The organism is Cytobacillus sp. Bac17 (genome assembly GCF_024519925.1).
In the GTDB taxonomy this organism is placed as follows: domain Bacteria; phylum Bacillota; class Bacilli; order Bacillales; family Cytobacillaceae; genus Cytobacillus; species Cytobacillus pseudoceanisediminis.
In genome coordinates this window covers 25,298-44,031 of sequence record NZ_JALJRC010000025.1, presented here as the reverse complement: position 1 = coordinate 44,031, position 18,734 = coordinate 25,298, and the positions used below count along the sequence as shown (strand labels likewise).

Genomic DNA, 18,734 nt, shown 5'->3' with positions numbered 1-18,734 from the left:
AAATAGTAAAGAACTTACTTTAGGAGAGATTCTTATGGGAAATATTTTTATTTTTTCACTGATTGCCGGACTGGCGGTTGCTATCCTGCTGATTCCGTTCAGCTATAAACCGAAGGCGAAGGAAAAGGAAGGCAGGAAACTGGGGACCGGAATTATGGCCGGCACCGCCGCTGTATCTGTGCTGCTTGTTTTTGCCGTGTATTATTTCACCAATCTGGACCGGAACTTGACCAGCTTATGGCTGTTTGCGGTTATCGCTTCATTAATTGGAGCTGTTCTTGCGACAGGCAGGGAACGAATGATAAAAACAGGTGTGTTTGCCGTCAGTCTGATTGCAGGGATTTTCTTTCTGACAGCTTTTCTATTCAACGCAGATGATAAATATGAAAGTGCCAAAATGAATGAAAAAACGGAGATTGAGACGTTTGATGAAAAAGAAACACCGGCAAGCGTGCCGCCGCAGTTTGCACGCAATAAGATGAAGAAGGCTTTCGGGCAGGTTCCGAATACGAGCTATTATGAGCTTGGCAGCCTGCAGATCCAGAAAGTCAATGGAGAATATGTTTATATAGCGCCTGTAGAGTTTTCGGGCTTTTTCAAATGGTGGAATGGAGATAAAACACCTGGCTATTTTACAATCAGCGCAACTGACTCCTCTGCCAATCCAAAGTTTGTGAAAAGTGATATGGTGTATACACCATCCTCTTATTTTAATAAAAATATTGAGCGCCATATTCGGATGCAGTATCCGCAGGCCATTTTTTACGGAGATGTGCAGCTGGAGGTGGATGACGACGGAAAGCCGTTTTATATCCGTTCATATGGAGAGTTTATTTCGGCGAGAAATGGCTTTGATGTTCAAGGGGTGGTCATGGTTGACCCGCTGAACGGACAGACGGAGTCCTATAAACTTGCGGATGTGCCGGCCTTTGTGGATGGAGCTGTTTCCCCTGAAACTGTCAGTCTGCAGAACAGCTATTTCGGGAATTATGTCCACGGCTTCTGGAACAGCAAATTCGGAAAGTCAGATGTTAGGCTTCCATCGGATGAAGGAACAGAAGCCAATGTGAGTCCGATTTTTGATGAAAATGGCGACATGTATTACTTCACAGATTTTACAAGTCCCAAAGAAGGCGTCGATTCGATGCTTGGCTATTCTCTGACAAATTCAAGGACGGGCGAAGCGACCTTCTTTACAGGTAATCTTGAGGAATCTTATATGGATTCGCAGGGTGCCCTCCAGATTATCGAGAAGAAATTCATCGAGAAAAAATGGAGCGGTGAAATGCCTGTTCTGTATAACTTCTACGGGGAAGCGAGCTGGCTGACGCCTGTGCTTGATGCCAACGGATTCCTGCAGAACTACTTTATTGTATCAGCTGCCAATCCGGAAATATCTGCTTACGGGACAACGCCAAATGAAGCATTGCGTTTATATAAAACCGCATTGCAGCGAGGCGGAGGCACGGTAGACGGAAGCTCAAAAGCAGAGGAGAAACAGGTGAGCGGCACTGTACTGCGGGTGTACAAGGAGAAATCCGGCGAATTCACCGTCGTATCATTCCTCCTGGATAACCGCCAGAGCTATGTGGTTTCATCTGAAACCGTGCCGATGGCCATTTATCTGAAGGAAGGCGATCAGGTGGACGTGAACTATCTGGATACAGGTGAGGCATTCCTGCCTGTGAAGGAAATGACCATTAAAGGATTGGAATAGACGCAAAAACACGATGAAGGCATCCTTCATCGTGTTTTTTATTACCATGCTATTATGTTTGCTGATTTAATGGCACTGGATAGTGTGGATTTGATGCTGACATGATCAAATGTCAAACCGAGCTGTACTGCAGTCTGGGCAATTTCCGGCCTTAAGCCGGAGATTGTCGTCTTTACGCCGATCAGGCTTAGCGCTTCTATCAGCTGGAAAAGCTGATGGGCTACCATAGTATCAATCATGACTACGCCTGAAAGGTCAAGGAACAGCTGGCTGACACCTAATTTATTGCACTGCTGAAGTGTATTTTCAAGCATGATTTTCGCTCGTGCTGTATCAATATCCCCGACAAGAGGAAGAAGTGCGATATCTTCTGTCAGGGAAATGACCGGGGAACTTAGTTCAAGGATTAAAGCCTGCTGTGCCTGCAGCCTCTTCTGGGAATGGTTATTATACTCCTCCGTGAACCAGGTAACCACCTCACCGATGGTTCTAATGATCATCCTGCGCCATAAGGCAATTTGTTTTTCATCATATTGACCCTGGCTGATTTCAACAAACTGCTCAAGCAGGTTCAAATACTGTTCCTGGGTGTTAAAGAACTCCTGCAGGATCATCTCCAGAGGCGTACGGAGGTGTTCATCATCCTGCGCCACTTTGACAATCCAGCTTTCCAGCTCACGAAAGAAAGCTTCTTCTTCTTTATGGAAGACTTCGGAGAACTGCTTGTGGAATTCGTAATTTTGCTTCTTTACTCGTTCAATCACAGCGGGGTCTTCTGATGTATATATCCCGCCGCTCTCTTCTTTGTCCACATTTTTATACCATTCTTCTGTTAAGTCCCAGGATTTTTCAAGGAAAAATTGATATAGATCATGATTACGATGCATGCCTGTCTCCCCTAACCGAACTGTTATTTCAATATTAATATTTTAACCGATGAGAAATAAAGTGTCGATTTTAAGCTCCTAACGATTTTCCGCTAATTCCCTGCTGTTCGCATACTGATAGTCTGCTCCTGGTCTCGGAAGCATTATGCTTAAGGCGGATGCCAGAACAAGAAGAATGATGGATGCAATGAAAGAACTGTCATAGCTCCCTGTCAGATCAAATATGACACCAGGGACGAAGGAACCAAGAGCAGAACCCAGCTGATGGCTCAAATAAATCCAGCCAATCACCGCTCCGGCGGACAGATGCCTGAAATATTCCGCAGCCAGTTTCATGGTCGGTGCGACAGTGGCAAAATTGACAATCCCAAAGCTGATGGCAAACAGAATCAACAAATGAGATTGAGTGACGAAAAAGCCAAACAGGGAAGCATCATTTACGATGATGAGCAGAAGAACAATTGTCAGGGCCCGTACTCCGTAGAGAAAGGCAAGGATCCCTCTGCAATTCCACCTATCTGCAAGAAACCCGGATACGACCGTGCCGAGAATGTTGAAGCCGGCCAGCAGACTGACAGCGGCTCCGGTAACGCCAGGCGTAAATCCGCAATACTGGGCAAAGGGAATAAGATGGGTATCCATCAGGCCTGTAGTGGTGACGCCGCACACGAAAAACGGGAGCATGAGAAACAGGAATTCTTTTCGCTTTAAGAGCTGGAATATTGATAGCGTTCCTTTTGGTGCTTCCTTTTGCCTTCCCTTCTCATTATCACTCACCCTCGCTCCATAAGCCTCGATATGGAGATCAGCCGGGTTCGAACGGATAAAGAGCAGAAGAAGCGGAAAAATAAATACAATCAAAAAGCAGCCGAGCACGAGCACAGTTGTCTTCCACCCGAGCTGGTCAATTAGGAATAAGGACAGCGGGACAAGAATAAGCTGTCCTGCTGCAGTGCCTGCAGACATTAGTCCCATGGCCATACCCTTTTTATCGGCAAACCAGGTCGCCACCGCCATCGTTCCCGCAACATTGGATGCACCTCCAAAACCAACCGAGGCGATTACACCATAGATGATAATCAGCTGGACGGCATTAGTGGTGAAAAAGGTGAGAAGTGTTGAAAAACCGATCACCAAAATGCTGCAGGATAGAATATAGCGGATGCCATATTTGTCAATCAGCCTGCCAACATACGGCTGTGAAATGGCAAAAACAATATAGCTGACGAAGGCAATGAAGGATATGACACTGCGATTCGCAGAAAACTCATGCTCCCATGGCGCCATGAACGCCCCGAACGACAAACGTACACCCTGTGCAGCCAGCAACGCCAAGAACGTCAATATTAAAATAATCCACGCATAATGAACCTTAAGGCGCTTCACGATGTGAACCTTCTTTCGGGTGACAGGCACCTATACCAGTTAGCTTAAGTGGTATAGGTGCCTGTCACTTTTTTAAGAATAATCATATCATATAATTTTTATAACTTTCTAAATTTTGTCTGTTTTTCGCGGTAATTCAACAATTTACTTTTCAATCAAACGTTTGATTGAAAAGGCAGACAACCCTTCTTATACTTGATTTTTTCCCGGGAAATAGGTGCAGGAAATGTCGTCAGCTTAGGAAGGTTTTCGACAATGAATAAAGCCATTTCCTTGTTGGAAATGGCCTTTACCTTTTATACTGCCTGTTTTTGCTGTTCCTGCTTCATTAATTTCATTTCACTAATGGCTTTTTTAGCCTTATTTTCATCAAATTCATTTTCGCTCTTTGCTACAACCATCGTTGCGATTCCGTTTCCGATCAGGTTCACTATTGCTCTTCCTTCACTCATGAAGCGATCTACACCAAGAAGAAGCGCCAATCCTTCAAGAGGAATAACCTGCAGGGCGGCAAGCGTCGATGCCAATACAATAAATCCGCTGCCAGTTACTCCCGCGGCACCTTTTGAAGTCAGCATGAGCACTAATAGAATGGTAACCTGCTGGCCGATTGTCAGATCCACTCCGAACACTTGTGCAAGGAAGACAACTGCCATGGACAGGTAAATGGATGTACCGTCCAGGTTAAAGGAGTACCCTGTTGGAATGACCAGACCCACAACCGATTTGGAGCAGCCGATGCGCTCCATTTTATCCATCATTCTCGGAAGCACTGATTCTGATGAACTTGTGCCTAATACGATTAAAATTTCATCTTTGATGAACTTCAAATAATTCCATAAGCTGAATCCGTACATTTTGCAGATAATATTTAAAACAACAAAGATAAATAAGAACATCGTCACGTACACAGAAATCATCAGTTTGCCAAGCGGAACAAGTGATGCCAGTCCGAAATGCCCGATTGTATAGGCCATGGCTCCAAATGCTCCAAGCGGGGCTGCCTTCATTACATAGCCGATGATTTTAAAGAAGACCAATGATAGCTTATCCAAAAATTCAATGACGATTTTGCCCTTTTCACCAAGAGCAGCCAAACCGACACCAAATAAAATAGAGAAGAATAAAACCTGCAGGATATCCCCTTTTGCAAAGGCATCCACCATGTTGGAAGGAACAATATGTGTTACAAACTCAATCCAATGGATGCCCTCTCCGCCATTGGCTGTATACTGTGAAACATCTCCTTTTTCCAATTCATTAAAGTTCAGGCCTGCACCTGGTTTAATGACATTAACGACGATCAGACCGATCATTAAAGCAAGTGTAGTAGCAACCTCAAAATAGATAAACGCTTTGCCGCCAACCTTGCCGACTTTTTTCATATCACCCATTTTGGCGATTCCAAGGACGATAGTCAGGAAAATAATCGGGGCGATGACCATTTTAACTGCGTTGATGAAGGTATCGCCTACCGGCTTCATCTCTTTTCCGACTTCCGGCCAAATCAGTCCGACCATAACACCGATAAAAATAGCCGTTAACACCTGAAAGGTTAAATTTTTATAAATCCGCTGCTTCTTCACTTTGATCTCATCTCCTTTTTTCTAACTATTCATTCTATTAGGAATGATAGCGTTTTCAGATAAAAGCGAGAAGTTTATGGTCATAACGGATGTTTTGTTCATTTTGGTCTCGGAATATAATAACTAAACTATGACATACCGATTGACAGGCCTGCCCACTCCTCCGTACTGCACATCCAGCCGGATTGCTCCGCTTTTTTCAAGGTAATCAAGATAGCGGCGGGCGGTTACTCTGGCAATGCCGATGCCGTTGGCAACTTCTTCGGCAGAGCGGGGTTCGGTCTGCTGCTGCATAAATGCAGTAATTTCATTTAAGGTGAATTCATTCAGCCCTTTTGGCAGACTGTTTGCTTCTTTCTTCGCCTGCTTTGCATAAATCAGGGCATCCAGCTGCTCCTGTGACAGTGTGCCTGATTCCTTCAGGCTCTCTCTGTAATGGCGGTATTTTTCAAGAGCCTGCTGAATTCTGTTCAGCTTAAAAGGTTTAATGATATAATCTCTTGCGCCATTTTGAAGCATCAGCTTGATGGTTTCCTTATCCTTTGCAGCGGAAACGACGATGACATCAGAATCGAGGTGCTGCTTTCTAAATTCCTGAAGGGTTTGAATGCCATCTTTTTTCGGCATAAAAATATCCAAAATAACCAGGTCAGGCTTCAGTTTTTTCGCAAGGCTGATTCCTTCCTCACCATTTCCGGCTGCCGCAATGATCGTGAATCCTTCCACACTTGCAATGAATTCTCTATTCACTTCCTGGACCATTGGGTCATCTTCAATCAGCAGCACATTGATTTCTTCTTTAACCGCCATATGCTTCTCCCTCCGCTTCCATTGGAAAAGTGATCGTAAAGGAAGCTCCTTCATCCCGGCCTGTTGAAACCTCGATCGCTCCTCCGCCTTTTTCTGTAATTTGTTTGACAAGGTAAAGCCCATAGCCTGTCCCGCCTGATTTATTGGCGGTAAATCCTTTTTCATATAGCTTCGGCAAAATCGCTTCCTCTATCCCGCTGCCGTTATCTTCCACCAGCACCGCACAAATCTCATCAGTCTGCTCAATACTGATATCTATTTTTCGATCTTCACGTTCACTATGCTCAAAAGCCCCAAACGCATTTTCAATCAGATTGCCCAGCAGCAAAACAAAGTCATGGTGGTCCAGGCGGCTTGGAAACTCCTCCAGATTGCTGTTTGGGTCGATGACCACTGTGATGCCCAATTCCTTTCCGCGCCGCACTTTGCTTAATAATAGGCCTGCAATGGCATCGTTCCTGATTTTATCGCTGAGGAAATTCGAGAGGTTTTCCTGCTCTTCAGACGCATCGAACGTCAGCTTTAAAGCTTTGTCTGCTTTCCCGAGCTGAATCAATCCGGCAATGGTGTGAAGCTTGTTCATATGTTCATGGTTCTGCACTCTCAGCGCCTCAACAAAGCTTTTTACACCGGTCAGCTCTTCGGCCAGCTTCGTGACTTCCGTGCGGTCCTGGAAAATAGCTACCGCTCCGATCATTTCGCTGTCTTTCCGGATGGGAATTCTGGTGCTTAAGATGACCTTGCCGCTTACAATGATTTGTTCATTATAAACTGCACGGCTGCGCTCCACTATTTCAGGGAGCCTGGTGTCTTTTAAAACAGATCTGATTTTTTTGCCGGCGACATCGCCAGTTACGTTAAAAATTTTCTTTGCCTTTTCATTGAAAATCGTAATGTTTTCCTGGTTATCGATCGCGATTACGCCTTCATTGATCGAATGAAAGGTGGCTGTCCTTTCCTCCAGCATCCGTTTGATTTCATGGGGCTCCAGCTGGAACATCTGCTTTTTAATATGATTGGCAAGCATCAAAGAACCGATCAGTCCAAATATGAGCGTCAGCAGGACAATAATGCTGATTTCGCCGGCCAGATCAGCGATAATTTCCGTAATCGAAGGGATCTTATTGCCGACAACGACCACACCGATTTGATTGAGGCTTTCATCTTTAATCGGGATGAATGCGCGGATAAAGGTACCGACGTCTCCCTCTGCCTTGGAAAAATAAATATGTTCGGCAAAAGCCGGTTTCTCATCCTCACCTGCAGATGGCTGGCCGATCAGTTCCCTGACCGGATGGGAATAGCGGATACGCTCCATATTCATGATTACGATATAGTCTGTTTCATTAATGATCCGGATTTCCTCTGTGACTTTATTAACCGTCTTCCAGCCCTGCTGCTGGAGGATTCCTTTTTTTACATCTGACAGCTCTGCCACCGTTCTGGCTGTATTCATCGAGCGTATCCTCAGCTCTTTTTCTTCCTGCTCCTGGATGTTTGCAATAACCACCATTCCGCCAATCAATAAAGAAAAAATAACGACTGCATAAGACAGGATGGTAATCTTCCAGCGGATGGGCATCTGATTCACAAGGGACCCTCCCTTCTGTCTTTACGGATAGAATTCTTGTAAGTATGATAACATTAATAGTTTTAAAAAGGAGGATTCAAATGAAAAGCGCCACAGGCTATATTCTCCTTGCCGGTATGGTTTTGTTGCTGGCTGCCTTCTTTGGCTATCAAAGCTTTTTTCCAAGGGATGCGGTTCCCTACGATGATGACCAGGAAGGGCTCAAGGATCAAATTGTCTTCAAGTTCAGCCATGTGGTGGCTGAAAATACCCCGAAGGGCCTTGCAGCCCAAAAGTTTGCAGAGCTTGTCGCCGAAAAGTCGAATGGCCATATTAAAATAGAAGTATTTCCAAACGGCAGTCTCTATTCCGATATTGAAGAAATTAATGCTCTTAAAGAAGGACAGGTTCACTTTATTGCCCCCTCCACATCCAAGCTTGGCATGCTTTCACCGCAATGGGGAGTGCTGGATCTGCCTTTTGCGTTCCCTTCGCGTGAAGCTGCTATGAAAGGCCTGAACGGGAAAATCGGCGAGCAGCTGCTGAGATCCCTGCAGGGGGACGGCATTAAAGGGCTCGCCCACTGGCCAAATGGATTTAAGCAGATCACTTCAAATCAGGGTCCCATCCAAAAACCAGGGGATCTGAAAGGGCAATCCTTCCGGATTATGCAAAGTGATGTGATATCTGCCCAATTCAGCCGCCTGAAGGCAAAGGCAGTTCAGGATTCATTCAATTCCACTTATAAACTCCTGGAAGAAGGCGATGTGGATGGTGAAGAAAACACCATTTCCAACATCTACTCAAAGAAATTTTATAACCTGCAAAAGCATATGACAATCAGCAATCATGGCTATCTTGGATATGCAGTGATGATGAGCGAGAAGGTCTGGAATGAGCAGACAGAGGAAACAAAGAAGATTCTGCTCGAGGCAATGGAAGAAACAACCGCCTGGAACAGCCGGATGGCTTTTGAAATGAACGAAGAACTGCTTGAAAAAATCAGGCAGAATTCCTCCATTCAAATTCATGAGCTTACATCTGAAGAAAAACAGACATGGCAGTCTAAGCTGGATCCTGTCTATGAAGACTTTTCACAGGAAATCGGGAAAAAACTTGTAGAAGAGATGAAGGAACTGCGGGCTAAATATCAATAAAAGGTGACAGGCACCTTTACCAATTGGTATAGGTGCCTGTCATTCTTTTATTTACAGCTTCTGTATGAATGCTACTTTAAGATAGTCTCCTTCTTTGAATTCCTTAATGGTGCGGAAGTCTTCAGGAAGGGTGAATTCCTCAAGGATTTTGTAGCGGTCCCCTGTTTGTGTGAATGCTTTTTTGATAAAGTCTTTGAATTTTTTCATGTTGAATGTGCTGCAGTTTGATGATGCCACAATGATTCCATTCTTTTCAGTTATCTGAATGGCCTGTGCGAGCAGTTCCGGGTAATCTTTTCTGGCGCTGAATGTATGCTTTTTGGAACGGGCAAAGCTTGGAGGGTCAAGGATGACCATATCAAATTTCAGCTGCTTCCGAACGGCGTATTTGAAGTAGTTGAACACATCTTCCACAATAATATCCTGTGCCTCAAAATCAATGCCATTGACGCTGAACATTTCGATGGTTTTGCTTTTGCTGCGGTTGGCAAGGTCGACACTGGTTGTTTTCACTGCTCCCCCTAATGCGGCTGCCGCTGAAAAAGCGCCCGTATAAGAGAACGTGTTCAGTACCGTTTTTCCTTCGGCATACTTATCCCTGATTGTCTTCCGGACATGCCTCTGATCAAGAAATACACCTACCATGGCGCCATCATTGAGATAAATGGGAAAGCTGATTCCATTCTCCTTCACCATCAGCGGAAAAGATGCCCGTTCCCCTGCTGCGAAATCATCATCCTCTATATAGGTGCCTTTTACAGCAAACCGTTTCTTTTCATACAGGCCTTTGACATCAGCACTGTTCATCAATGCCTGAATTACTGTATTTCTGAAGCTGTAAACCCCTTCACTGTACCAGCTGATCACGTAAAAGCCATCGTAATAATCAATCGTGATGCCTCCGATTCCATCTCCTTCTCCATTGAAAACCCGAAAAGCGGTTGTTTCTGGGTCATGGAATAGAGCTTCCCGCCTTTTTAAAGCTTCTTTAAATTTATTTGCAAAAAACGCTTCGTCGAAGGTTTCCTGAGGATTACGCGAGAGAATCCAGCCTCTGCCTTTATTCTGCTTTCCATAATACCCTTTGCCGATAAACCGCCCGCTCTCATCAGTCAGTTCAATGACCGCACCCTCTTCAATCCCCTTAGGAATCCGCTGCACCGATTCCTCCGTTACCAGGGGATAGCCATCCTTAAACTCATTCTTATATTTAAAAGCTGCAATTAATTTGATAGCCTTACTCATATTTCCACCCAATCATTTTGTTAGTATAGCTATCATTGTAACATTAAAAGTGCCAGGCACCTATACCAGCTGAATGAAGCGGTATGGGTGCCTGGCACTGCCTGCTTTAGCAGAAGCTCCACTGAGGAGCAGCTGCTGCTGTTTCTTTTAGCATGGTTCCATTCCTGGTGAAGTCTGTGTGCCAGGAAAGGGCTTTTTCCAGTACGTGCGGAGTCTGTCCCCCTCTTGTGAGGGCTTCCCGGTAATATTCGCGAAGCTGGTCGCGGTACAGAGGGTGTGCGCAATTCTCGATGATCAGTTCGACGCGCTGCCTTGGAGCCAGCCCTCGCAGGTCTGCATAGCCTTGTTCTGTCACAATGACATCGACATCATGCTCGGTGTGGTCGACATGGGAAACGAATGGGACGATGCTTGAAATCTTGCCGTCTTTGGCAATTGATTTTGTCACGAAGATCGCAAGGCGCGCATTTCTGGCAAAATCACCGGATCCGCCGATGCCGTTCATCATTTTCGTTCCAAGCACATGGGTGGAGTTCACATTTCCATAGATATCAAGCTCCAATGCTGTATTGATCGAAATCAAGCCGAGGCGGCGGATTATTTCAGGATGGTTGGATATCTCCTGCGGACGCATGATTAAACGGTCCCTGTATCGGTCAAAGTTCTTGAAAACCTGTTTCATTTTTTCATCTGATAGAGTGATAGAACAGCAGGAAGCGAAGTCCACTTTTCCGGCATCCATCAAATCAAATACCGCATCCTGCAGCACTTCTGAATAGACTTCCAGATTCTCAAACTCAGAGTCGAGCATTCCATGAAGCACGGCATTCGCTACGGACCCAATACCCGACTGCAGCGGTGCCAGGCTATTTGCCAGCCTGCCTGCTTCAATTTCCCCGCGGAGAAATCGAAGCAGATGCTGTGCCATGATGGCAGTTTCTTCATCCGGCGGCACGATCCTCGACGGAGAGTCCTGCTGATTCGTAAATACGATACCCCTCACCTTATCCAAATCCACTTTAATTCCCGGAATGCCGATCCGGTCGCCGGCTTTCGTCAGCGGAATCGGATTCCGTTCCCCCTGCCTGCCAGGTTCATATAAATCATGCAGGCCTTCCAGCTGCGTGGATTGGGCAAGATTGATTTCAATGATGATATGTCTGGCATTTTCAGCGAAAGATAACGAGTTTCCTATTGAAGTAGACGGAATGATCAGCCCATCCTCCGCAATAGAAACCGCTTCCAAAATAGCGAAATCAATAGGATCCATGACCTTCGCGCGCACAAGCTCTGCCGTGTGGGATAAATGCTGATCGATAAATAAGAAATCCCCCTGGTTAATCCCTTTTCTCATGGTCGGATCGGCCTGAAATGGCAGCCTTTTTCCCAAAATTCCTGCTTCCGCAAAAAGCTTATCCACATCAGATCCCAAAGAAGCCCCAGTATACACATTCACCTTAAAACTCTCATGCCTGGCACGGTCAGCCAGCGCGAATGGCACCGCTTTCACATCGCCCGCACGTGTAAAGCCGCTTAGCCCCAGAGTCATACCATCCTGAATCCAGGATGCTGCTTCTTCAGGTGTAACTACCCGGTCATGCAGGCGGCTGTCGCGAATCCGATCTATATTTTTCTCCATGTTGCTCCTCCCCTTTGCCATGATATATATAATCATTTTACCCGGATAAAGAGGGAGCCAGGACTTTTCCGATAATCTTACGGAAAATTCGGATAAAACAGCAAATTATAAAGCTGAAACAGAAAGAATTTTCTAAAAACCAAGCAATTTCCGGAAATAGCTGGAGTAAGACTGGCTGACAGGCACCCGGTCCCCATTTTTCATGACGAGGAGAAAGGTGGAATGCGTGTCAGGAAAGATTTCCTTGATATGATTGACATTTACAATGTAGGAGCGGTGACAGCGGATAAAACTGTCCTTCGGCAGCGAATACTCAAAATCCTGAAGCGAGTAATTATGGGTGCCTGAATTGCCGCCAGTATGTACATAGGTCTTCTTATCCTTTGCCTCAAGGTAGACAACCTCGGAAAAAGGAATCGGAATCCAGCCATCATTCGTTTTCATTGTCACAACCGATTTGCCGTCCTTCAAAGCCGGAAAAATAGCGGTTACGCAGCCTTCAAGCTTTCCTTCATGCAAAAATGGAACCGCCATGCCGTGGTACGGAACACCGAATACATCGCGATCAATAAACTCCGACACTCTTTGCTGTGTCCCTAAAGCCTTATAGGCGATGGTTCCTTCCTTCACCCTGTCACCCGGCCTGATTTTCAAATCGATGCGCTTGCTCGGCCGGTAATAGATATATTCACTTGTATTGGAAACCGCTATGGAAATCTCATCGGAAAACAGTTCTCCAATCACATCCAGCAGCGATACAACTGTAATGCTTTCCACGTTCTTTTCAGCACCTTTCCTGATGATGGCTTTTTCTTATTTTACAAGTTTTCGCAGGGGGATTCACTTAATTTCTTATCATTGCCAAAAAGGCACCGGCATAGAATAGAGAAGGTTAGGGGTAAAGGAGGATGCTGGAATGCTGATTCGCCATCAGATGGTAGAGAAAAGAGATGTCCGGTTTTGTGATGAAACCTTTAATTTGGAACAGGCGCTGCAGTTTCTAAACGAAACTGGTTACCGCTGTGTCCCTATTCTGGATGCCACACATACAAAGTTTGCCGGCAATATCTATAAGGTTGATATTTTAGAATATAAGGAGAATCATTCTTTGGATGAACCCATTACGGTCCTGGCTAAAGACCAGCAGACCGTAATTGATGAGGATGACTCTTTCATGAAAGCCTTTTTCACGCTGAAGAGATATCCTTATCTGCCGGTTGAAAATGAAAATGGGCAGTTTGTCGGTTTGCTGACACATGCGGCCGTACTGGAACTGCTGGAGGAAGCGTGGGGACTGAACCGCGGAAGCTATACCCTGACTGTGGGAAGCTATGGCACACAGGGAACACTGAAAAAGATAAGCAGCATCATCAGTAAATATAGCGATATACAGGGAGTCATTTCACTGGACTCATCCAACTTCCATGTCAGCCTGATCCGCCGTATCCTTTTTACATTGCCGAAGGATACGACAGAAGAAACCTTGGATAAAATCAAGAAAGAACTGGATGCAAATGGCTTCCGTGTGATCGGGGTCGAGTGTCATAATGGAGAATGCTGACGAGAAAAGCCGTTCCATGATGGAGCGGCTTTTTTCTTATCTGTGGTTACGATGAAAAAATTCCTGGTATCCATAAATAATCCATGCGTAGGTGGTGAAGAACAGGAAAATATAGATGGGCTTAAATTTGACCAGCTTATATAAATTAAATTTTTCATACAAATAATTAAGCGGATAGGCGAATAGAAAATCCATGATAGCGTTGACAGCCAGATAACGCTTAAAGTTTCCGAAGGTAAAATGAAAAATCCATAAGGTCCCGATAAAAAACGGGCCCAGTATGAAGGTTAAATCATTGAGCAATTTCTTAAAGTGTCCGCCCTCAACTGTCCACCATTTAAAAGGAATGGCCAGGATGCTCATAATGAACACTAAAATTCCGGCAAAAACCGAGACGGTGGAAAATTTATTGAAGGACTTTTTAGGCAGAAAAAATATGGTCAGCCAAGGAATGACCAAATGAAGCAGCCTGATCACTGTAGTAGCTTTCATGTAAAAATCCCCTTTCTTCCATATTATGGTTCAGGGGATTTTGAATTATTCTCCAATTACTTAAACAGCTGATTCCATCTTTAACATTCCGTCCATCTTCCTGACGATTTCTTTTCCAATTTCAATGGATGCCGTCGCGGCCGGAGATGGTGCATTTAGAACATGAATGGAGCGTTTGCTCGGCACAATGAAAAAGTCATCGACTAATGAGCCATCATCCTTCAAGGCTTGCGCTCTGACACCGGCCGGCCCGGGAACAATATCATCCTTCTGGATGTCCGGCATGAGCTTCTGGACATTTTTCATGAAGAGCTCCTTGGATGCTGAGCGGATCATTTCTTCCACTCCCTCTTTCATATATTTCTTTGCCAGCTTCCAGAAGCCTTTATAAGCCACAACCTCCATAAGGTCTGCCACATTGAGATCCGTCTTTTTATAGCCCTCCCGCTTAAAGCTTAGAACGGCATTTGGGCCAACATCAATGGCTCCGTTAATCATGCGGGTAAAATGGACCCCGAGGAACGGGAAGTTGGGATTTGGCACAGGATAGATCAGATTTTTGACAAGGCTGCTTTTCTCCGGTTTGAGCATGAAATACTCGCCCCTGAATGGCACTATTTTGACATCCGTTTTCAATCCGGCAAGCTTGGCGATCCTGTCTGACTGCAGGCCGCCGCAGTTTACATAGTATGCTCCCCTTACCTCTCCCATGCTGGTCTGGACGATTACTTCCTGAGCCGTTTCGTCAATGGCTAGTACTTTATGATTCAGCAGGATGTCCCCGCCTTTTGCTGTGATGATCTCAGCCATTTTTTCCGAAACCTGCTTATAGTTGACAATGCCAGCCATTGGCACATGAATTGCCTTTTTTCCATTCACGTGCGGCTCGATTTCATGGAGCTCTCCATGGTCAATCATCCGGATGCCAAGACCATTGTCTAAACCGCGCTGATATAGATCGTCCAATAGCGGGAGCTCGAAATCTTCGCTCGCGACAATGACTTTTCCGCAGATATCCACTTCAAGACCATGCTCCCGGCAAAACTCCGTCATGGATTCACTGCCTTTTTTGGCAAGCCTGGCTTTATAGCTTCCGGGTTTATAGTATATTCCGGAATGGATGACACCGCTGTTATGGCCCGTCTGGTGTGCCGCTACATGGCTTTCCTTTTCCAGGATGGCCACTTTTGCTGAAGGAAACCGGCTCAGCAGCTCCATTCCTGTTGACAGGCCAACAATGCCCCCGCCAATAATGATGTAATCATACATGATCCTCCACCCTTTCTCTTATTTATGATCAATCCCGCAGGCTTCTGCCAGTAATTCAATAATATGGACAACACGGACCTTGTCTTCAAGCCCTTCGCGTTTAACCCCGAGGCCCATCTGCAAATGGCATCCAGGGTTGGACGTGACGATGATGTCCGGCGAGATCTTTTGGACATGTTCCATTTTGGCATCAAGGATTTCCATGGATTCTTCGTAGTGGACAATATTATAAATCCCCGCCGATCCGCAGCACATATCCCCTTTCGGAAGCGGAACATATGTAATGCCTGGTATGCTTTCGAGGAGCTGAACGGGATCGTCCGCCACCTTCTGCACATTTAACAGATGGCAGGATGGCTGATAGGTCACAGCACCTGAGAGTTCCCGGCTGAAACTGATTCCGAGTTTGTTCAGTATTACACTTACATCCTTATTCTTTTGTGCGAACACCTTGGCACGCTCTGCCCATTCCGGATCATTTGCGAGAAGGTGATCATATTCAACGAGCATCGCACCGCAGCCGCCAATCGCATTAACCACATAATCAAAGTTCCCTTTTTCAAAAGCCGCAATATTTTCCTTCGCCAGTTTCCTGGATGTTCCCGAATCTCCGCTATGGTTCTGCAGCGCGCCGCAGCAGGTCTGTTCCTTGATCACAGTGACTTCACAGCCAGCATGCCTCAGCAGCTTGATGCTGAGGTCATTGATCTTGGCAAAAAACACATCCATAATGCACCCTGTAAAAAAAGCGACGCGGGCTTTCGGCTCACGCCGAAGGCTATGGCTGCCTGTTCTCAGCTGTTTATTTGGCATTTCCACAGGAGGTGCTATTTCTTCAAAAGCACGAAGCTGTTCGGGAAGAATGCCTAGCACCTTGCTTTTGCGGGCCAAGGTGTCCATACCCGTTTTTTGATAGGCCCGAAGTGAAGCTCTCATGGCTGACAGCAATTTTTTATTCGGCAATGCCTTCTGCAGAGCCAAGTTCTCCATGAATGGAGCTGGTGCTTCGGCAGCCTTTACTTCCTTAAATGATTCGAGAATTTTTCCATATTGCACATTCGTTGGGCATGCCGTCTCACAGGCGCGGCAGCCAAGGCAGAGCTCCATCGATTCTGTCATTTCATCGATGGTTATTTTTCCTTCCGCCGCCATTTGCACAAGATTGATCCGGCCCCGTGGAGAATGACTTTCTTTCCCCATGCTGGCGTATGTGGGACATGCTGGAAGACAATAGCCGCATTGGACACAGTCGAACGTTTCTTTATAGGCAAGCTGGCTAGTCATGGACTAACACCAGCTTTTGTCCTTTTGTCTCGGGAAAAATCTTGCCCGGATTCATAATGTTGTTCGGATCCCACGCTTTTTTCATTCGTTTCATCATGTCCAGTCCCGCTTCCCCAAGCTCCATCTCCATAAACGGCGCCTTCATGGTCCCGATTCCATGCTCGCCTGAGAGGGTTCCACCCAATTCAATCGCTGCTGTAAAAATCTCCTCTACTGCTTTTTCCACACGCTTCATCTCTTCTTTATCCTGCTTATCTGCAATGATATTCGGATGCAGATTTCCATCACCCGCATGGCCGAATACGACTAAGTCAATTTCATATTTTGCTTTGATTTCCTGAAGCCTTCTGAACATTTCAGGAATCTTGCTTCTTGGAATGGTAGCATCCTCGGAAATTTTCGTTGGCTTTTTCCTGACAATCGCAGGGGAAACGAGCTTTCTCGCTTTCCACAGGTTCTCGGCAGATTCCTCATCCCTAGCAATGATGGCTTCCCTTGCCCCGACGTCCAGGCACACCTGCTTCACCTGTTCGCTTTCATCCCTTATGGCAATTGGATGGCCATCAAGCTCAATCAGGATAATGGCATCCACATCTATTGGAAGACCGATTGGCTGAAACTCTTCCACCGCCCTGATGGAAGCCTGATCCATGATTTCCATTTTGGAAGGCAGGATGCCGGAAGTGAGCACAGCCGAGATCGCTTTTCCGGCATCAATAATGTCATCAAATATGACCATCATCGTCTGGGTGGCCTGCGGCCTTGGAATCAGCTGAAGGGTGGCCTCTGTGATGATGCCCAGCGTCCCCTCCGACCCAACGATCAGCTTCGTCAGGTCATAGCCTGTGACGTTTTTGACCGTCCGCCCGCCTGTTCGGATAACGTCCCCTTCTGGCGTGACGATCTCGAGGCCCAATACATAATCCTTCGTAACTCCGTACTTTAAACCGCGCGGCCCGCCGGCATTCTCAGCAAGGTTCCCTCCAATTGTAGAAACATGGGAACTGCTTGGGTCTGGCGGATACATCAGCCCATTCCGCTGCGCTTCACGGTCAATATCAGCTGTGATGACTCCGGGAGATACAATCGCAACGGTATCCTCCGGATCAATGATCAGCTTCTGGGTCCACCTGGAAAAATCAAGGACCATCCCGCCATGGACAGGGAGCGGGCCTCCACTTAGACTCGTTCCCCTGCCTCTTGGATAGACTGGTATTTTCATGTCATTGGCGAGCTTTACTATGCCTGCCACTTCCTCAGTCGAAACTGGCTGCAGGATGATCTCCGGAATATAGGCTCCAAATGAGCCATCGTATGAATAAGAAACCAGGTCTGCTTTTTCAAGCAAAACGCGATTTTCTGATCCCATGATGCTTTTCAGCCGCTCAACAATTTGTTCGGTGATCACAATGGCACCTTCTTTCCTTCCCCTTCGTTCACCTTCAATTTCTTTGTAACATTCTCAAGATGCACTCGCATCGCCTTTGCCGCTCTTTCTTCATCCTGTTCTTTAATAGCTGTAAAAATGCTCATATGCTCCTGAAAAACCTGTTCGCGCTTTGCCGGAAGACCCACATTCTTCTTAAGGGAAAAGGCAATTGCTTTTCGGTACAGATCATCGATATTTTCCATTACCTGTATCATGAAACGATTTTTCGTTGCTTCGATCAGGTGTTTATGAAAATTAACGTCTGCCAGATCGCCTACCGCTTCAGGATTCGTCAGCGTAATCTCAAATTGATCGAGCGCCAGTTTCATTTTTTCCAGATCGGCCTCATCACGACGCAAGGCAGCAATAGCTGCTGCCTGTGTCTCCATAATCCTCCGCATTTCCAATAGCTCAAAAATCTGTTCCACGGGGATATATTCAATCGCTAACGAACCAAGCATGTCTGCCATATTAACTTCTTTGACGAAGCTGCGGCCGCCTTGCCTGGATTCAATAATCCCGCTGGCAGATAATACGCTCAATGCTTCTCGAACAGGCGCACGGCTGACGCCAAACAGTTTGGCCAGCTCATTCTCGGATGGCATCGGCTCATTTGGCGAGAACTTGCCGTCTTTTATCATTTCCTTCAGCTGATCCAGCACCTGGGCCGAGATTTTTTTTCGTTCGATTTTCATGGATGTT

Annotated in this window: 16 protein-coding genes; 3 read left to right on the top strand and 13 right to left on the bottom strand. The window is 46.0% G+C overall.

Annotated elements, in window-relative coordinates:
* The first annotated feature begins 34 nt into the window (after window positions 1-34).
* Window positions 35-1,717 carry an MFS transporter gene (locus tag NR125_RS22445; RefSeq protein ID WP_071157497.1) on the top strand — a complete coding sequence of 561 codons (1,683 nt, stop codon included), beginning with the start codon at window positions 35-37 and terminating at the stop codon, window positions 1,715-1,717.
* Between the two features lie 41 nt (window positions 1,718-1,758).
* On the opposite strand, the gene NR125_RS22440 is transcribed toward NR125_RS22445, so the two are convergent.
* The 5 genes from NR125_RS22440 to NR125_RS22420 form a co-directional block, all read right to left on the bottom strand.
* Window positions 1,759-2,604 (bottom strand): STAS domain-containing protein, encoded by an 846-nt coding sequence (locus NR125_RS22440; protein WP_256816158.1) that lies wholly within the window; start codon window positions 2,602-2,604, stop codon window positions 1,759-1,761.
* Window positions 2,605-2,682: 78 nt separating this feature from the next.
* On the bottom strand, window positions 2,683-3,990 hold the full coding sequence (locus tag NR125_RS22435) for an MFS transporter (protein WP_256816157.1): 1,308 nt from the start codon (window positions 3,988-3,990) through the stop codon (window positions 2,683-2,685).
* 296 nt (window positions 3,991-4,286) lie between these two features.
* A complete protein-coding gene (gene dctP, locus NR125_RS22430) occupies window positions 4,287-5,576 on the bottom strand; it encodes a C4-dicarboxylate transporter DctP (RefSeq protein ID WP_256816156.1) in 1,290 nt (429 codons plus the stop codon).
* A gap of 123 nt (window positions 5,577-5,699) precedes the next feature.
* Window positions 5,700-6,386, bottom strand: coding sequence for a response regulator (locus tag NR125_RS22425; RefSeq protein WP_009335064.1), 687 nt, complete (start codon window positions 6,384-6,386; stop codon window positions 5,700-5,702).
* A complete protein-coding gene (locus tag NR125_RS22420) occupies window positions 6,376-7,968 on the bottom strand; it encodes an ATP-binding protein (RefSeq protein WP_306219893.1) in 1,593 nt (530 codons plus the stop codon). Before NR125_RS22420 ends, NR125_RS22425 begins: the two co-directional genes overlap by 11 nt.
* Window positions 7,969-8,057: 89 nt before the next feature.
* Here NR125_RS22420 and NR125_RS22415 point away from each other — a divergent pair, with 89 nt between their 5' ends.
* Complete coding sequence (locus NR125_RS22415) at window positions 8,058-9,113, top strand: TRAP transporter substrate-binding protein (protein ID WP_256816154.1); 1,056 nt, start codon at window positions 8,058-8,060, stop codon at window positions 9,111-9,113.
* Window positions 9,114-9,164: 51 nt separating this feature from the next.
* On the opposite strand, the gene NR125_RS22410 is transcribed toward NR125_RS22415, so the two are convergent.
* From NR125_RS22410 to NR125_RS22400, 3 genes are all read right to left on the bottom strand, one after another.
* Complete coding sequence (locus NR125_RS22410) at window positions 9,165-10,358, bottom strand: class I SAM-dependent rRNA methyltransferase (RefSeq protein WP_256816153.1); 1,194 nt, start codon at window positions 10,356-10,358, stop codon at window positions 9,165-9,167.
* Window positions 10,359-10,464: 106 nt separating this feature from the next.
* Entirely contained in the window at window positions 10,465-11,997 is a 1,533-nt protein-coding gene (scpC, locus tag NR125_RS22405; RefSeq protein ID WP_256816152.1) for a succinyl-CoA:acetate CoA-transferase ScpC, read from the bottom strand.
* Window positions 11,998-12,129: 132 nt separating this feature from the next.
* Window positions 12,130-12,774 (bottom strand): LytTR family DNA-binding domain-containing protein, encoded by a 645-nt coding sequence (locus NR125_RS22400; protein WP_256816151.1) that lies wholly within the window; start codon window positions 12,772-12,774, stop codon window positions 12,130-12,132.
* A gap of 139 nt (window positions 12,775-12,913) precedes the next feature.
* On the opposite strand from NR125_RS22400, the gene cbpA reads away from it, so the two are divergent.
* On the top strand, window positions 12,914-13,558 hold the full coding sequence (cbpA, locus tag NR125_RS22395; RefSeq protein WP_217025813.1) for a cyclic di-AMP binding protein CbpA: 645 nt from the start codon (window positions 12,914-12,916) through the stop codon (window positions 13,556-13,558).
* 36 nt (window positions 13,559-13,594) lie between these two features.
* On the opposite strand, the gene NR125_RS22390 is transcribed toward cbpA, so the two are convergent.
* From NR125_RS22390 to NR125_RS22370, 5 genes are read right to left on the bottom strand one after another with little or no spacing between them, the layout of a single operon-like run.
* Window positions 13,595-14,050 carry a hypothetical protein gene (locus NR125_RS22390; RefSeq protein WP_009335071.1) on the bottom strand — a complete coding sequence of 152 codons (456 nt, stop codon included), beginning with the start codon at window positions 14,048-14,050 and terminating at the stop codon, window positions 13,595-13,597.
* Window positions 14,051-14,110: 60 nt separating this feature from the next.
* Window positions 14,111-15,319: an L-2-hydroxyglutarate oxidase gene (lhgO, locus tag NR125_RS22385; protein ID WP_009335072.1), complete on the bottom strand. Its 1,209-nt coding sequence runs from the start codon at window positions 15,317-15,319 to the stop codon at window positions 14,111-14,113.
* Between the two features lie 18 nt (window positions 15,320-15,337).
* Window positions 15,338-16,603 (bottom strand): (Fe-S)-binding protein, encoded by a 1,266-nt coding sequence (locus NR125_RS22380; RefSeq protein WP_256816150.1) that lies wholly within the window; start codon window positions 16,601-16,603, stop codon window positions 15,338-15,340.
* Window positions 16,596-18,011 (bottom strand): FAD-binding oxidoreductase, encoded by a 1,416-nt coding sequence (locus NR125_RS22375; RefSeq protein ID WP_217025815.1) that lies wholly within the window; start codon window positions 18,009-18,011, stop codon window positions 16,596-16,598. Before NR125_RS22375 ends, NR125_RS22380 begins: the two co-directional genes overlap by 8 nt.
* Window positions 18,008-18,727: a FadR/GntR family transcriptional regulator gene (locus tag NR125_RS22370; RefSeq protein WP_009335075.1), complete on the bottom strand. Its 720-nt coding sequence runs from the start codon at window positions 18,725-18,727 to the stop codon at window positions 18,008-18,010. Before NR125_RS22370 ends, NR125_RS22375 begins: the two co-directional genes overlap by 4 nt.
* Window positions 18,728-18,734 lie beyond the last annotated feature (7 nt).

Bases quoted from the DNA above. Each gene is read 5' to 3' on its own strand.
- NR125_RS22445 (WP_071157497.1), top strand. From the start codon at position 35: ATGGGAAATATTTTTATTTTTTCACTGATTGCCGGACTGGCGGTTGCT.
- NR125_RS22440 (WP_256816158.1), bottom strand. From the start codon at position 2,604: ATGCATCGTAATCATGATCTATATCAATTTTTCCTTGAAAAATCCTGG.
- NR125_RS22425 (WP_009335064.1), bottom strand. From the start codon at position 6,386: ATGGCGGTTAAAGAAGAAATCAATGTGCTGCTGATTGAAGATGACCCA.
- NR125_RS22420 (WP_306219893.1), bottom strand. From the start codon at position 7,968: ATGCCCATCCGCTGGAAGATTACCATCCTGTCTTATGCAGTCGTTATT.
- NR125_RS22415 (WP_256816154.1), top strand. From the start codon at position 8,058: ATGAAAAGCGCCACAGGCTATATTCTCCTTGCCGGTATGGTTTTGTTG.
- NR125_RS22410 (WP_256816153.1), bottom strand. From the start codon at position 10,358: ATGAGTAAGGCTATCAAATTAATTGCAGCTTTTAAATATAAGAATGAG.
- scpC (WP_256816152.1), bottom strand. From the start codon at position 11,997: ATGGAGAAAAATATAGATCGGATTCGCGACAGCCGCCTGCATGACCGG.
- cbpA (WP_217025813.1), top strand. From the start codon at position 12,914: ATGCTGATTCGCCATCAGATGGTAGAGAAAAGAGATGTCCGGTTTTGT.
- NR125_RS22390 (WP_009335071.1), bottom strand. From the start codon at position 14,050: ATGAAAGCTACTACAGTGATCAGGCTGCTTCATTTGGTCATTCCTTGG.
- lhgO (WP_009335072.1), bottom strand. From the start codon at position 15,319: ATGTATGATTACATCATTATTGGCGGGGGCATTGTTGGCCTGTCAACA.
- NR125_RS22380 (WP_256816150.1), bottom strand. From the start codon at position 16,603: ATGACTAGCCAGCTTGCCTATAAAGAAACGTTCGACTGTGTCCAATGC.
- NR125_RS22370 (WP_009335075.1), bottom strand. From the start codon at position 18,727: ATGAAAATCGAACGAAAAAAAATCTCGGCCCAGGTGCTGGATCAGCTG.